Below are 15988 nucleotides of genomic sequence, written 5' to 3'. Positions count from 1 at the left end.
ATCGTCAGACATGGTCATGACTGCGCGATGATCGATGACAGGCAGACATGGCCGAAGGCCCTATACACGTCACATTTCATCCGCATGCGCACGGCTCCTGATATCGGCCAACGACAGATCGGTCAACAGGCGGCCCGCATCGAACACGGTCACGAGCGCTTCTTCCCATTCTTCAGCAACGGTGCGTTCGTCCCATACGACCGGCAGCGTCACCGTGCGGTACTCACCCGTGCGGCGATTGCGCAGCAGCGTCAAGCGCCCTTTCATCGACCGCTTGCCGTGATCCGTGACCGGGTCCTTCGACACATCGTGCCATTCGTCGCCGAGCCGGATCGCCGAGCACTTCATCGCGAAGCGCTGCGTATCGCGGTTGATCTGCTGCAACAGCGCGCCGCCCATGCCGAACACGATGTTGTCGGCGGCGAAACCGGCCTCGTCCATCGCGGCGAGAATCGCGACGATCGAATCGGGGTTCACGCCATCGCCCTGAATCACGCGCACGTTATTGAGCACGCGCCGCCCCTTGCTGTTGGTCACGGAACCGAACGATGCTTCGAGCGAGCGCAGCGTCTGCAACACGATCGTGCACGGATCGCCCGAGTCGGGCCGGATCACGAGCGTGCCGCCGGAATCGAGCACGGCCTGCTTCAGTTCCGTGCCCCACGCCTCGAGCGCGGCGAACAGGTCGTACGAATCGGACACCACCGAAACGATCGCGCCCGGCTTGCCGAAGCGCGCGATCATGTTGCGGTACGCGTCGACTTCGCGCTCGCGGCCCCAGGCGGTGATCGTGCTGTGCTCGGCCGCCGGCACCGAGAACGCGGCCATGCTTTCATTGTAGTAGTGATTCGCCGCGAGCACGCCGAGCACGGTATCCGAGCCCATGAAACTGACGAGATGCGCCGCGCCGCCGATCGCCGCCGACTCCGCGCTCGACACCCCTCGCGCACCGAAATCATGCAGCTTGAACGGCAGTTGCGCGAGGTCGTCGCTGCTCTCGAGCAGATACGCGCGGATCGTCTTGCGCAGATGCCAGCTCTGCGTCGCGACCGTGATCGGATACCAGACGCGCAGCAGCATCGTCTCCAGATACGAGGCGAGCCAGAACACCTGCGGATCGTCGCATTCGACCGTCATCAGCACGTTGCGCGTCGGCACGACCGAGCCTTCGGGCACCGCGCGAATCCGCACCGGCAGGTAGCCGCCGCACTGCTCGACGACGTAGCGCCAGCCCGCTTCGTTGAACGGCTCACCATGCGCGCTGAAGAAGGCGCGCGCCTGTTCGATCATCGCTGCCGTAATGGGCCGGCACAGGTATTCCTTGAGCAGCATCTGCAGGCCGAAGAACAGCGTGCGCTCGTAGCGCCCGCCGCGCGATTCGATGTACGAGAACATCGCCGACGCGTCGGGCGGATATTGCAGATAGTGCGAGGCCTTATACGAATCCGTGTTCAGAATCGGATTGGACAGGATCGACGCGAAGCCGGAACGACCCTGCGCGTTCTGCGTGGACTGTGCTGCGCTCACGTGATTTTCTCGCTGGAGTGGCGGGACGGCGGGGTCTTTATCGGGTCTTTATCGGGTCTTTATCTTTACCGCCCTTACCCCGCACCGTCGAAATATACCGGGAATTGCCGGCAATTCGACCTTACTCCGATATGCACGCCAGCGCTCGAACGCGGGGCGGCCTCAAAGCTCCGGCTTCAGTTGCCGTGGCGGATTCGGCCACGGCGCACGCGGCTGGCCTATGACGTCATTCATCCAGGCCAAGGTCCAGGCCGAAGCCGGAATCTGAACCACCGTCACCCTCGGCCGGCTGCCGCGGCATGTCCCGCTCACGGTCCCGCCCGCGACCGGCCGGCATCTCGTAGAGCGCATCGCGTAACACGTCGCGCCGGATCTCGGCCTGCGCCTTGCGCTTGAGCGCCTCGGCGACCACGAGCGTCAGCAGATCGACCGACGAAGCGTGCGCCTGCGCAAAGAAACGCGCCCGCGACGCCGCGACATACCGCCTGTAGGTCAGTCCGGAAGCCCCCGAAACGCCGGTCGCGCGTTCGGCGGCCGGCTTGCGGATCTGTTGTTTCATCACACACCCCGATATCGAGCAGGATTGCGCCAGGCCGAGCCGCTGCGCGGCAAAGTCCGGCGGCCGGTCCAGGTCGCCGTGCCCGTGCCAACCCACGGACACGGCACCCGGTTCACCTCGTCAAGCGAGCCTCTCTGTGGAGACTGTGGCCTCTCTCCCCGCCTCGTCGCGCCGGCTGGTCCTGGTCCGGCGCTGCCCCTTTTCGTTCCATCGGTGCGTCGCTCGCAAACGTTGCCAACGCGTCACCTGTCGTTATCGCTGTCCTTTTCATGTCTTTTGGACAAAAAGGCGAAAAGGAAAAACGGCGTGGCCGATGTCTGTTGTCGTCCGGTTATGAATGACCGATATCACCACTCCGTCATTCACCCGTTTTATTTGACGTTTATATTCAGGAAGACCCCGCCGCACTCTCGCAAACACTTAATGGCTTCCCCGGCCGTGCCTGCGAGCGACCTGTTTGCCGCCGGTCTTTTTTTAAATCTGGCTTTCCCCGTGCCATGGCGCGGGCGGCAAAACTTTTTTCTGTGCAGCCCTTAACGCAACAGTTATGCCAATGCGTGTTCAAACCCACGCAAACGCCGTCAAAGCCTTGCGCGATCGTTATACCGCCGGTCTTTTTGCGGCATCGCACCTGCGCGCCGGGGTCCGCTCATCGAGCATTGATTCGTCCGTGACACACCATTGAGCCGCATTCCAGCCGTGCCACGCACACGGCGGTGCGATTTTCCTGTCCGCAGGCGCGTGTAGACCAGCCGTTTTTTCCGGCTGCATCGGGCTTGCGCGATAAAACCGGTCAAATATACTGATCCCCAGGCACATCAAAAACGGCCTGCGAGGGTCTGCCCAATGTGTCGCAAACTTGAAACACCCGTGCTTGCCCAGCACGGGTGGATATCGTCGTTTAATGCCCGATGAATTGCTGCGCAATGTTGGATGCCGCTCATAACTGGGGTTGACCGCTTATTTTCTTACATTCCTTGTCAATCCGATAACGAGAAAATCATTCCTTTATCCATATTTGTTGGTATGGTGCTCCCAGTCGCTTTCGCATATGGTTGAGGCCATGCGCCAAACAGAGCGGCTGTATCAGATCGACAAGGTAATAGACCAGGCAACGAACGAAACAACAAGCGAGACAATCGGTTCCAGCGGTTTTCACGATTCCGGGGACAAAGCCACCGGGCAGTTTCAGCAATGCACGAGCTATTTACGCCGTCATTGCCTGATATGTCCGGCATGCAGCGCATTGCAGTCCGCGCCGCACACTCCCTGCTCACGCGATGCACTGCGGCCGGTCTGCCGCTAGCAGGCTCGCGTCGTGAGGCCAGGTCCGCATCCAGGCAAGCGGACCGAACCGGCCGGCCGAACGCCGCCAGTTGACCGTCCGTCTGCCCAGTACGTTGCACAGCAGTTCTGAAAGCAGTATCGAACCGGGGGTACCATGACTACGATTTGCACGCCTGCCGACACGGAACGCACCGTTCTGTACGTGGCGAATTTGCCCGACCCGAAACTTGTCGCATTTCTGGCTGCGTCCGGGTGGCAAGCCGTGCACGCGAAAAGCACGGCAATCGCCGAACGCATGATCGAGCGCGGCAATATCAAGGTCGGTCTCGTGCAATTGCCCGAAGACTCCACCTCGCAGCAACTGTCCGCGCTCGCCTCGTGCATGTGCGGCGTCCAGACCAACTGGGTCGCGCAGATCGTGCCCGGCCAGACCAAAAACGAACTGGTCAGCCGCTTCATCCTCGATTACTGCTTCGACTTCGTCACGCAGCCATGGCTCAACGAGCGGCTCGTGTTCGCGCTCGGCCATGCGCATGGCCTCTCGAGCCTGCGCCAGCCGCGCGCCGCGCCGGAGCCGTCGCTCGGGCGGCACGGCATGGTCGGGCAATGCGAGGCGATGCAGCAGCTTTACCGGCGCATCGACAAATGCAGCGTGACCGAGGCGCCGGTGTTCATCGCGGGCGAATCGGGCACCGGCAAGGAACTGACCGCCCGTGCCATTCACGAGCGCTCGCCGCGCGCCGGCCGCTCGTTCGTCGCGATCAATTGCGCGGCGATTCCGCCGAGCCTGCTGCAAGCCGAGCTGTTCGGCCACGAGCGCGGCGCGTTCACCGGCGCACTGCAACGCAAGATCGGCCGGATCGAAAGCGCGCACGAGGGCACGCTCTTTCTCGACGAAATCGGCGACATGCCGCACGAGTGCCAGGCGGTGCTGCTGCGCTTCCTGCAGGAAGGCACGATCGAGCGGCTCGGCGGCAACGGCCCGATCAGCGTCAACGTGCGCGTCATTTCGGCGACCCACGTCGATCTCGACCGCGCGGTCGAGGACGGGCGTTTTCGCTCCGACCTTTATCACCGCCTGTGCGTGCTGCGCCTCGTCGAGCCGCCGTTGCGCGAGCGCGGCGGCGACATCAAGCTGCTCGCCAACTACGCGCTCAGCCTGTACAAGCAGGACGGCGCGCGCAAACTGCGCGGGCTGTCGAGCGACGCGATCGTCGCGATGTCGAACTATACGTGGCCGGGCAACGTGCGCGAGCTGATCAACTGCGTGCGCCGCGCGGTGGTGATGAGCGAGGGCCGCTTCATCACCGCGAGCGACCTCGGTCTGCCGGAAGCGGACCACGGTCCGGCCGTGACGCTCGCGGAAATCCGCAGCAAGGCCGAAAAGGATGCCATCGAACGCGCGCTGTTGCGGCACGGCTACAAGCTGTCCGACGCGGCAGCCGAACTCGGCATCTCGCGCGCGACGCTGTACCGCCTCATGCACGCGAACCGCTTGCACCCGGAGCCGGGCGCCGCACGCGGCGCGAACGGCGGCGGCGCCGATGCCGACGACGAGGCGGAGCGGCAGGCGTCGTCTGTCGCGTAAGCGGGGGGTTAAGCGCTTTTCGCGGGCTTGGTTGAAGGCTCTGTCTTTGTTGAGGGCGCGTTGTTTTCGTAACCGTGCGTGGTGCGTTGCCGGTGTGCGCCGAGCCCGCCGGTCATGCCTGCTGGAGCCGCCCGTGCTCCGTTTGAAGTTTTCTCCGGCGTTTCAGGCTCCTCGGTAGTCACGCCCCCTGCGGGGTCATCATCCTGGTGACGATGGCCTGATCCATCGACGTCATCGCAGGCCGCGGTTGCCTGAGTGCGCGGCGCCTTCCTCTTTGCACCCTCCTCTTTGCGCTCGCCCAGCCGCGCACCACATTGCATAGCCTGCCCCCTAGGGGAAACCAGCCTCAGGCAGGCTTTGTGCTACCTTCCCCTTCAATACGCCTGCCGGCCGTCATGAGCGGCCGTCATCGGGTATCGTCACGCCTCGCACGAGCGTTCGCCAACGCCGCCCGGCGGCCCGCTGCGCGAGGAACTTGTGCGGCTCGGCCCGTGTCGGTCCGTGGTCGCGGCGCTGAAACAGTCCCCGCGTTCCGGCACAATCGTCCGCATCCGCTTATCTCTCCGGTCTACACCTGCTTTACACCCTATGCAAAGACTACTGCGCGTCTGGTTCTTCATTCTTCTGCTCGCCGGTGCGGCGCCAGTCTTCGCCGCGACGTCCGCTGCCCCCGCCGCGTCACCCGCTTCCGCTTCCATTGCCGCAGTCAGCCTGACGCCGGAGCAGGCTCGCGCGGCGCTTGCGGTGCTCAACGACCCGAAGCAGCGCGCACAAGTCGCCGATACGCTGCAGGCGATCGCCGCCGCCGGCGTGCTAAGCGCCCCGCCCGCTTCCGCCCCCGCGGCGGCCGCGGCTCCCGCCCCGGCAAGCAAGCCGGCCGCGTTCAACGCCAATGGCCTCGCCTCGCAGATCGCGCGTCAAAGCGAGCATTGGGCCTCGTATCTCGCGAAGTCATTGCGCGGCTCGGTGGCCGCGTTGCTCGACGTCGCGTCGGTGCGCGCATGGTTGAACTCGCAGTTCACGAATCCGCACGCGCGCGCCGCGCTGTTCGAAGTCCTGTGGTCGCTGCTCGCCGCGCTGATCCCCGCGCTGCTGCTCGAATGGCTGACGCGCCGGGTCTTGCGGCGTGCGTACTTCGCGCTCGCAGCACGCCGCGAGCGCGCGATGCAGGATGAACCCGGCGACGACGCACCACCGGACGAAGCCGCCGGGCGCGCACCGCAAGCGACCGACGAGCCGACCCGCATGCCGCCCGTGCCCGAAGCCGAGGCGCAGACCGTCGCCACCGGCCCGGCCGCCGCCTACGCGACGCCCTCCGAAAAAGGCCGCGCCATCGAAGCCGAAGGCAAGCGCAATGCAACGCATCACTGGACGCTGCTGCAGCGCCTGCCGCGCGCATTGCTGATTACGGTGCTGCGGCTGCTGCCGCTCGCGGTGTTCGTCGGCGCGGCGGGCGCGCTGATGTCGATCTTCAGCGACAACGGCACGCCGCAAGACCGCGCGCTCGATTCGCTCGTCGATACCTACGTTCTGTGCCGCGTGATCGTGATCGTCTGCGCGTTTTTCCTGCAACCGCGCGCGCCGCGTCTGCGGCTGCTGCGCATGGGCGACGCGTGGGCCGTGTTCGTGCTCGGCTGGATCGTGCGCATCGTCAGCGTGGTCGGCGCCGGCGTCGCGCTCGCCAGAGTCGCGCAGACACTCGGCCTGAACGACGCCGCGCATCTCGCGCTCCTGAAAGTGGTCGCGCTCGCCGGTCACCTGATGATCTCGATTCTCGTGCTGCAATGCGCGAAGCCGGTCGGCAACCGGATCCGCCAGCGCTTCTCCGCGCACGAGTCCTTGCAGATGTTCGGCAATGCGCTCGCCGATGCGTGGGCATGGGTCACCACGACCATCGTGATGGCGCTGTGGTTCGTCTGGGCCTTCGACGTGCAGAACGGCTATCACGCGCTCGTGCACGTCGGCGGCATGACGCTCGTGATTCTGATCGCCGCGCGGCTCGTGTCGATCGTGATCTTCGGCGCGCTCGCGCGCATCTTCCACGTGCAGGACGAGGAATCGCGCTCGCTCGTGCATCAGCACGCGTACCGCTATTACCCGCTGCTGCGGCGCGTGGTGAGCTGGGTGATCGGCATCATCACCTCGCTCGCGCTATTGCAGGCATGGGGCGTCGACGTCATCGACCTGTTCCGCTCGGGCTCGATCGGCCACCGGCTCGCCTCGGCACTCGCCACGATCGGCGTGGCCGCGGTCATTGCGCTGGTCGTCTGGGAGATCGTCAACGTCGCGGCCGAACGGCGCCTCGACAGTTGGACCAATCGCGGCGACCTGGTGCGCGCCGCGCGGCTGCGCACGCTGATGCCGATGCTGCGCAGCGCGCTCTTCTGCGTGATCGCGCTCGTCGTCGTGTTGACCGGTTTAAGCGAGCTCGGCGTGAACATCGGGCCGCTGCTCGCGGGCGCAAGCATTTTCGGCGTCGCGCTCGGCTTCGGTTCGCAAAAGCTCGTGCAGGACTTCATCACCGGCATCTTCCTGCTGATGGAAAACGCGATGCAGGTCGGCGACTGGGTCACGCTCGCGGGCGTGTCGGGCACCGTCGAGTATCTGTCGATCCGCACGGTGCGGCTGCGTGGCAGCGACGGCTCGCTATTCACCGTGCCGTTCAGTTCGGTATCGACCGTGAACAACACCAATCGCGGACTCGGCAATGCGGCGGTGCGCGTGAACATCGTGTTCGGCCAGGACGTCGAGCGGGCGATCGACACGCTCAAGGAAATCGGCGCGTCGTTGCGCGCGGACAGCAAGTTCAAGGACGGCATCCTGTCGGACTTCGCGTTCTGGGGCGTCGACGCGGTCGACGGTTCGGCGATCACGCTTGCCGGCCAGATGCAATGCCGCGATACGTCGCGCTGGGGCGTGCAACGCGAGTTCAACCGGCGCATCGTCGAGCGCTTCAGCGCGTGCGGCATCGAGATCGCGAATCCGCAGCGTCATCTGCTCACGTGGGACCCGGAAAGCAAGGCGGTGAAAACCGATCCAGGCTTGCCGCGCGAACCGGAGAACTGGCAGCCCGAGGGCGATGTGTCGCGAAGCAAGGAGGCCCACCACAAAGGCGACGCTCCAGTGGACGACCAGATACCGGTCGATCCGAGCCCGGCTGGCGGCCCGGGTACGCCTGCGAATCCGGGGTCGGCGTCGCCGCATGCGTGACATGCGCGAACCGCCGCCGCGCCCCCGGACCGCTAATGCGTCATGCCGCGATCATGCCGCGATCCACACGACGGTCAGCGAGCGCACGCCCTGTGCGCCGCGAATCAGCACGCCCTCGATGTCGGCGGTCGCGGAAGGTCCGGTAACGAGCGCCGCATAGCGCGCGTCGCGGAAGTCGTCGCGGCGATAGACATCCTGCAGTCCGTCGAGCAGTTGCGCCGGATCGAGCAGCACGATCAGATGCTGGACGATATAGCCGAGCGCATTGACCCCATACTCGCGCTCACTGAACCAGACGGAGCCGGTTTCCGCGACACCATAGCGCGCACGCACGACGCCGACGTCGACATCCTGCAGCGAGGCGGGATCCGTGTCCGAGGAAAGCACACGCGTGCCCGGCACCTCCGGCACGGCCGAGGCAACCGACGCCGTCGCGCCGAATCGCTCGCGAATCAGCTCGCTCACGTCGCCCGCACTCGCCGCTTCGACGCAGGTGCCGCCCATCGTCTGCAGCGCCGCGGTGAAACGCGCGCGCAGGTCACCGCCGGTCGAATCGAAAAGCGGCACGTCGGGACGCGGCCGCGCGGCCGGTTGCGCGGCGCGCACCTTCGCGAGAAAAGCCTCACGCGTTGTCATCGCCGCCTCCGCGATTCTTTTTGTACCAGGCGTGAAAAGTCATCTTGGGCGCTTCCGGCAATTCGCGCTGTTTGCCCCAGATGTTGAGCGGGTTATAGAGCACGAAATTCGGCAACCGCCGCAATGCGCCGCCCATCGACGACACCGTTGCGCGATACAAGGTCGGACTCGCGAGCAGGCGCCCCGCCATCTTCAGCACCTCCTGCTTCACGAACGGTACCTCATGACGCTCGGCAATCACCGCGCGCCACTTATAGATCTGCTCGTGAATATTGATCTTCACCGGACACACGTTCGTGCAACTGCCGTTGAGCGTCGAGGCGAACGGTAACGCGCTATAGCGCTTCAGATCGAAAGTCGGATTGATGATCGCGCCGATCGGCCCCGAATAGGTTCCGCCATACGAGAGGCCGCCACTGCGCCGATACACCGGACAGGTATTCATGCACGCGCCGCAGCGAATGCATTTGAGCGAGTACCAGAAGTCCTCCATCGCGAGCCGTTCCGAGCGGCCATGATCGACGAGGATAAAGTGCATCTCGGTGCCCGGGCGCGGCGCGCGAAAATGCGATGTGTACTGCGTGATCGGCGAACCGAGCGCGCTGCGCGAGAGCATGCGGACAAACACGCCGAGGTCCGACACTTTCGGAATCAGCTTCTCGATACCGATCGACGCAATATGCAGCGGCGGCACGTTCGCCGAAAGATCCGCATTACCCTCGTTCGTGCACACCACCACCGTGCCCGTTTCCGCCACTGCGAAGTTGCAGCCCGTCATACCGGCCGTTTTCTCGCGCACGAAATACGGCCGCGTATTCATGCGCTGACTTTCGGCGAGATAGTGAATGTCGCTATTCTTCGGATCGGTGCCGATAGTCCGGCCGAACAGCTCCGCCACGTCCTCGCGCAGCTTGTGCACGGCAGGCACCACCATATGGCTCGGATCCTGATGATCGAGTTGCTGGATGCGTTCGCCGAGGTCCGTCTCCATCACCGTGATGCCGCGCGGTTCGAGGTACTCGCGCATCCGGCATTCGTCGGTGAGCATCGACTTGCTCTTCACGAGCGTGGTCATGCCACGCGCGGACATCAGCTCATGCACGATCGCGTTGTGTTCTTCGGCCGTCGCGGCCCAATGTACGACGACGCCATTCGCTTCGGCCGTCGCCGCAAACTGCTCCAGATAGTCGGCCAGATGCGAGAGCGTATGTTCCTTGATGCCAGAGGCGAGCGAGCGCAACGTTTCCCATTCGGCGATACCGTGCGCCTGGGCATCGCGCTTCTCGCGCAAATCCCACAGACGTCTGTCGTGAAACGCGACGTGCTCGGTCTTTTTGATGAAAGCGCCCGCTGATTTGGCGTGATCGACACGGCTCATGCGCGCGCTCCATTGAGAACCTGCGCGATATGGATGAAGCGCGCGTCGGCCTTCATGCGTTCCGCGCAACCTTGCTGATGCATCAGGCACGACATGTCGCCGGAAACGATGTATTCGGCGCCCGCGTTCAGATGATCGCGCACCTTGTCCTGCCCCATGCGCACCGACACCGCCTCTTCCGTGACCGAGAACGTGCCGCCAAAACCGCAGCATTCGTCTGGTCTCGCCGGCTTGACGAATTCGATGCCCTTCACGCCTTCGAGCAAGGTGCGCGGCTTCGAAAACGGCGTGCCCATGATTTCCGACACCGACGCTTCCTTCAGATGCCGCAACGCGCTGCAACTGTTGTGCAGACCGACGCGATGCGGAAACTCAGCCCACGGAAATTCCCGCGCGCCGACGACGTCGTGCAGAAACTCGACCAGTTCATAGGCGCTCGCACGCACCTTTTTCACTTCGTCGGTCTGTTCGATCGCGCTCAGATGCTCACGCACGTGATGAACACAGCTCGCGGACGGCCCGACGATATAGTCATAGCCCGCGAAATTGCGCGCAAAGAGACGCTCGGTGGCGGCTGCGTCGGCATGCGCGCCGCTATTCGCCATCGGCTGGCCGCAGCAGGTTTGCTCCTGCGGATAGTCGACCTCGATGCCGAAGCGCTCGAGCAGTTCGAGCGTGGCGATGCCCACTTCCGGGTAGAACGCGTCGATAAAGCACGGGACGAACAGCGCGACTTTCATAGGCTTTTTTAAAGGGGCGGCGGGGACGATGCCAGCCGGGATAATCAGGGTTGCAGCGGCCGTTGTAGAGGCCGCTGTAGCGGCTGTTCCAGCCAGCCCGGCCAGATTGGTCTTGTTGGTCTGACCAAGACTATAGAAAAGTCCGCGAATGGTGTCAATCCGCCCGGCGGCGCGCCTGGGCGCGCGTTGGGTTTTCGCGCGGTGAACGGAAAATCAGGAATTCATGCTGGCCGGCGGTTTCGCCGCATCGCCCTCGTACATCTCGCGCACGAATGCGAGATGGCGCTCGGCCGCCTTGCGCGCCTTTTGCGCATCGCGCGCGATCACGGCGTCGTAAATGGCCTGATGCTGGCTCATCAACTGCTTTTCCATCGAGTCATCGTAATCGATCAACCGATGATAGCGGCGCATGCCTTCGCGAATCAGCGTATGAATGCCGTGCATCACGTGAGCGAGCGCGACGTTGTGCGTGGAATCGGCAATCGCGAGATGAAACGCGGCGTCCAGTTCGGCGAGATTCGCGCGATCGTTCGACAGCGAAGCAGCCTTCAAGGCCTTGAACGCCGCGCCGATCCGCTTGAGGTCCGCCGCCGTGGCACGCTGCGCGGCATAGACCGTCGAGATCGCTTCGAGCCCCTGGCGCAGTTCCAGAATATCCGCGCTGGTGCGCGGATTCTGCAGCAGCAGTTCGGCAAGCGGCTTCGAAATGATCGGCGCGGTGACATCGACAACGATAAAGCCGCCCCGCCCCGACGTTTCGATATAGCCGTCCGCTTCCAGCCGGATCAGCGCCTCGCGCAGCGACGGCCGCGATACGCCGAGTTGCGCGGCGAGATCGCGCTCGGCCGGCAGCCGGTCGCCCGGCATCAGCGTGCCCGCCGAGATCAGTTGCTTGATCTGATCGGACACGACGTCGGAAATGCGTTTGCGCGCGAAGGACGGGATCGGGGTGAAGGGCATGGGCAACGATCGGTGAAACCGGTTGACGGAGCAAGCGGCAGCGGCAATGGTCCGCGCGGCGTTGAACGCCTGCTCCACGGTGCGTGTTTGTATGTGGCTGTGCGTGGCTGTATGTGGAATTATACCGTTCGCCCCGCGCGCCGATTTCACGCACGCCGCACGACTCAATGCGGCTGCGCCGCGTAGAAGCTCGCCAGATCGCGCTTGAGCGTATGCAGCGCGGCATCGTCGAGATAGATCATGTGACCGGTCGGATAGTAGGCAATGCGCACGTTCTCACGCAGCGGACTGTCGACGCCGAGATGCGCAAGCGCATATTCGGTGGCGTAGAACGGCGTAGCCAGATCGAAATAGCCGTTCAGCGACATCACGCGCAATTGCGGATTCTGCCGCATCGCCTCGGCCAGGTCGCCGGCCGCATAGGGCAGCTGCAAACGTTCGCCCCACCACTCTCGATGCTTCCAGTCCCACTGCCGCAGCGCATCGTCGTTGAAAACCTGATAGCGCTCCGTCGGCGTGAAGTGCAGGTCTTGCGCGAAATGCTGGTGAAGCGCCGCATTGAAGGCGTTCGATACGCTGCTCACGGACGCATCGAAGTCGGGGTGCTCCGATGAGTCGTCGGAGTCGATGCCTTCGAATCGCGCATCATAACGGCCCACGCTGCGCGACTGATTGCGCAGCAATTCGCTGCGAAAACGCGAAGGATAAAGACGCAGACGATTGCGCTTCACATAGCCCACGTCGAGACCCGTGAAATACGCAATGCGCGCGGCGATCGCCTCGCGTTCGGTGTCGGGCAGCGCGTCGCCCTGCGCGAGCGCCTGAGCATAAGGACCGCGCGCGAAAGCGCGCGCTTCGTCGAGAAAGGCCGGCAAGCTGGCGGGTTTCGGCGTGATCTTGTCGTGATACCACGCGATGGCCGCGAAACTCGGCAGATAGCTCTCGCTCTTGAAATCGAAGCCCGGCGAGAACGCCGAGGAATCGAGCACGGACGACATCAGAATCACGCCGTTCAACGCAATATCGTTCTGTCCCAACTGGTACGCAAGCATCGCGGCACGCGCGGTGCCATACGATTCACCGAGCAGATACTTCGGCGAGTTCCAACGCTGGTTCACCGTCAGATAGCGATCGATGAACTGCGCAAACGCGCTGAGATCCTCGTCGACGCCCCAGAAGTCCTTGCCCGTGCCATGCCCGACTATTCTCGACAACCCCGCGCCGACCGCGTCGATAAAAACGAGGTCGGTGGTGTCGAGCAGACTGTCGGGGTTGTCTTCGAGCGTGTACGGCGCGGGCGGCGTGCTGGCGGGACTCGCGGTACGCACGCGCTTCGGTCCGAACGAGCCCATCATCAGGAACACGCTGCCGGCGCCGGGGCCACCGTTGAACAGAAATGTGACGGGACGCGTCGACGGCGTTTTCGTCGGCACCGTGTACGCCACGTAAAAAACGCTCGCGTTGGCGGCACCGGTCTTGTCGTGCAGCAGCAGATTTCCAGCGGTCGCCGTGTAGTCGATCTTGCGGCCGTCGAGCCGGAGCGAATGCGTGGTGACGCTCGTGGTTTCCGGCGGCACTGGGATCGCGGGCGTGGACGGTTTGCCGTTGTGCTGCGGCTTGTCCTCCGGGCCGGACGCTGCAGGGTCAGACGTCGCCGCGTCCGACGTTTCTGTGGCATCCGATAAGGTCTGCCCGTCCTCACGCGAAACCGGACGTTTGCGCGGCAGCGCACCCGTGCGCGAGGGCGCGGCGTGCAACTCGCTGGCAGCGCCAGCCGGCGGCCGGTTCGCGGCGGGCCCGGACGCCGCGCTTTCCAGAGTCTCCGCGCTTTGGGCTGCATTGGACGCTGCGTTGGACGCTGCGTTGGACGAATCGGCAACTCCGGCCGCCAAGCCTTGTTCACTGAACAGCGCCAACGCAGCGAGAGAAAACAGCGCCACCAGAACGGCCACCGGCACGCCGCCCGCCGCCCGGGGCCGGCGCAACGAAGAATAGAAACGAACGATCATGAAGGCCCCCGACCACGAGTCAAGACACGCAAGCCCCGCATTCCCGGTTCGACAGCGAACCCGGCGCTCGATTCTTGACGCAAGTCCGCGCGGCGTCAACCGTCCCGTTGTTGCAGGCACAACATGACAAACGGCATCTCATGCGATGCACTGAGGCCGCGACGCTCAGGCGCATCGTCGAGCTGCCCATCTGGGACATCGCCGTGCAAACCGAGGGCCGGGCGCGCCTGCGCATCGCCGCGTACGCGGCGACGCTCGACGACCCCGAGATGCGCGACGCGCTCGCGCTCAACGCGTGGGAAGAGAATCGCCATAAGGAAATGCTGTCGCGCATGGTGCAGGTCTATGGCATCGAACTCGTCAGCGAGCCCCCTTACGTCTATCCGAAAGACCCGAAATGGGCGTATCTCGTGACGGGCTACAGCGAATGCGTCGACAGTTTCTTTGCGTTCGGCCTCTTCGAACTCGCGCGGCGCTCCGGTCTTTTTCCGCCCGAACTCATCGACACGTTCGAACCGGTCATGCAGGAAGAGTGCTGCCACATCCTGTTGTTCGCGAACTGGATCGCGTGACACCGTGCAAGACTCTCATGGTGGCGGCGCATCCGCTTCGAGATCAAGGTCGCGGGTGTGTGGGCGTTTCTCGCCTGGGAGCGCATCGGCCTCGCGCGGACGAAGAAGTGAGGCAAGCCCTTGCGCACTGCATCGTCCGCATTACGTCCTCGCATTACGTCCTCGCATTACATCCTCGCATTACATTCTCTTTACCTGCGCGACCCCTCGACAAACGCCGCAATCCGCTCGCAAGCCGCGATCAACCTCGCCTCGTCGACCACGAGACCAAGCCGCACGAAACCTCTCGCGGTTTCCCCGAACGCGCTCGCATCGAGCACCGAGACGCGCTGCGCGCGAAATAACTGCCACGTGAAATCCGTCGTGTCGAGGCCCGTACCGCTCACATCGACCATCATGAACATGCCCGCTTCGGGCAACAGGCAGCGCAAACCCGGCACGCGATGCAGCCGCTCGAACACGACGTCGCGGCGGCGCCGGTAAATCCCGCGTATTTCGCCGACGATTTCAGCCTTGTTCTGCAAGGCCGTCAGCGCAGCCTGCTGGATGAAACCCGGCAAGCCGTAGAGCATCGCGAGCGCAAGCCGTCCCATATGCTCGATCAGCGCCGTGGGCCCGATTGCCCAGCCGACGCGCCAGCCCGCCATCGCATGCGACTTCGACAGGCTGCCGAGCGTCACCGTGCGCTCGGCCATGCCGGGCAGCGATGCGATGCTCACGTGCTCGCGCTCGAACGTGAGCTCCGCGTAGACCTCGTCGGACAGCACCCACAGGTCGTGCCGGCACGCGAGCCGCGCGATGCGCTCGAGATCGGCGCGCTGCATCACGACGCCGGTCGGATTGCACGGCGTGGCGAAGAAAATCGCCTTCGTGCGCGGCGTGACCGCCGCCTCGAGCGCGTCGCAGTCGACGTGAAACGCGCGCGACGCATCGACCGGCACCGCCACGAGCGTCGCGCCCGCGGCGCGCACGCAGGCTTCGTAAGTCAGGTACATCGGCTCGGGGACGATCACTTCGTCGCCCGCTTCGAGCAGGCACAGCGACACCGCGAACACGCCGTTCTGCGCGCCCGCGGTCAGGACCACGTTGGCGGCGCTCGCGGCGCACCCGGTCGTGCGCGTGTGCTCCGCGGCAATCGCCGCGCGCAGCGGCTCGCGGCCGGCCATCGCGGTGTAGTGCGTATCGCCGGCACGCAACGCCTCGACCGCGCGCTCGACGACCGGCGCGGGCGTCGAGAACTCCGGATCGCCGACGCTCAGCACGATCACGTCTTCGCCATTGGCGGCCGCCTGTTGCGCGACACGATGAATTTCCCACGCCGACGTGCGCCGGCCTTGCAGACGCTCGACCAGATTCGAATACTTCATTGCGCTCACCCGTTTTGCTGATCCGCTTCGTTGATCTGTTTTGTTGATCTGTTTCGTTGCTCTGATTCGCCACGCTGTTTCCATTCGACCCGCCAATGTAATGGCACGCCGACGAAACGTCCAGATACGAAAAAGCGCCATGCGAGCGGACAGCC

Annotated in this window: 10 protein-coding genes and 1 pseudogene; 3 read left to right on the top strand and 8 right to left on the bottom strand. The window is 64.3% G+C overall.

Annotation, left to right across the window (positions count from 1 at the left end; genetic code table 11):
- Positions 1-69 precede the first annotated feature (69 nt).
- On the bottom strand, positions 70-1527 hold the full coding sequence (locus B9Z01_RS22680) for a nicotinate phosphoribosyltransferase (protein WP_085487211.1): 1458 nt from the start codon (positions 1525-1527) through the stop codon (positions 70-72).
- Between the two features lie 226 nt (positions 1528-1753).
- The gene (locus B9Z01_RS22675; protein WP_244196126.1) at positions 1754-2086 is read right to left on the bottom strand and encodes a hypothetical protein; all 333 of its coding nucleotides are present in this window, start codon (positions 2084-2086) and stop codon (positions 1754-1756) included.
- A gap of 1441 nt (positions 2087-3527) precedes the next feature.
- Here B9Z01_RS22675 and B9Z01_RS22670 point away from each other — a divergent pair.
- Positions 3528-4961: a sigma-54-dependent transcriptional regulator gene (locus tag B9Z01_RS22670; RefSeq protein ID WP_085487210.1), complete on the top strand. Its 1434-nt coding sequence runs from the start codon at positions 3528-3530 to the stop codon at positions 4959-4961.
- 588 nt (positions 4962-5549) lie between these two features.
- The gene (locus B9Z01_RS22665) at positions 5550-8171 is read left to right on the top strand and encodes a mechanosensitive ion channel family protein (protein ID WP_085487209.1); all 2622 of its coding nucleotides are present in this window, start codon (positions 5550-5552) and stop codon (positions 8169-8171) included.
- A gap of 51 nt (positions 8172-8222) precedes the next feature.
- On the opposite strand, the gene B9Z01_RS22660 is transcribed toward B9Z01_RS22665, so the two are convergent.
- The 5 genes from B9Z01_RS22660 to B9Z01_RS22640 form a co-directional block, all read right to left on the bottom strand.
- On the bottom strand, positions 8223-8807 hold the full coding sequence (locus B9Z01_RS22660) for a LutC/YkgG family protein (RefSeq protein WP_085487208.1): 585 nt from the start codon (positions 8805-8807) through the stop codon (positions 8223-8225).
- Positions 8794-10185 (bottom strand): lactate utilization protein B, encoded by a 1392-nt coding sequence (locus B9Z01_RS22655; protein WP_085487207.1) that lies wholly within the window; start codon positions 10183-10185, stop codon positions 8794-8796. The genes B9Z01_RS22660 and B9Z01_RS22655 overlap by 14 nt, the downstream gene beginning before the upstream one ends.
- On the bottom strand, positions 10182-10925 hold the full coding sequence (locus B9Z01_RS22650) for a (Fe-S)-binding protein (RefSeq protein WP_085487206.1): 744 nt from the start codon (positions 10923-10925) through the stop codon (positions 10182-10184). The genes B9Z01_RS22655 and B9Z01_RS22650 overlap by 4 nt, the downstream gene beginning before the upstream one ends.
- Before the next feature lie 213 nt (positions 10926-11138).
- On the bottom strand, positions 11139-11885 hold the full coding sequence (locus tag B9Z01_RS22645) for a FadR/GntR family transcriptional regulator (protein ID WP_085487205.1): 747 nt from the start codon (positions 11883-11885) through the stop codon (positions 11139-11141).
- 164 nt (positions 11886-12049) lie between these two features.
- A complete protein-coding gene (locus tag B9Z01_RS22640) occupies positions 12050-13894 on the bottom strand; it encodes a S10 family peptidase (RefSeq protein ID WP_085487204.1) in 1845 nt (614 codons plus the stop codon).
- Positions 13895-14058: 164 nt separating this feature from the next.
- On the opposite strand from B9Z01_RS22640, the pseudogene B9Z01_RS22635 reads away from it, so the two are divergent.
- Positions 14059-14565 (top strand): annotated as a pseudogene (locus tag B9Z01_RS22635) (ferritin-like domain-containing protein); the annotation flags it as partial.
- 92 nt (positions 14566-14657) lie between these two features.
- Here B9Z01_RS22635 and B9Z01_RS22630 read toward each other — a convergent pair.
- Positions 14658-15833 (bottom strand): pyridoxal phosphate-dependent aminotransferase, encoded by a 1176-nt coding sequence (locus B9Z01_RS22630; protein ID WP_085487203.1) that lies wholly within the window; start codon positions 15831-15833, stop codon positions 14658-14660.
- Positions 15834-15988: the final 155 nt, after the last annotated feature.

The sequence above is a fragment of the Paraburkholderia susongensis genome (assembly GCF_900177725.1).
Lineage (GTDB): Bacteria > Pseudomonadota > Gammaproteobacteria > Burkholderiales > Burkholderiaceae > Paraburkholderia > Paraburkholderia susongensis.
Note: the sequence above shows the minus strand (reverse complement) of the source record. Positions and strands in the feature narration are given on the sequence as shown.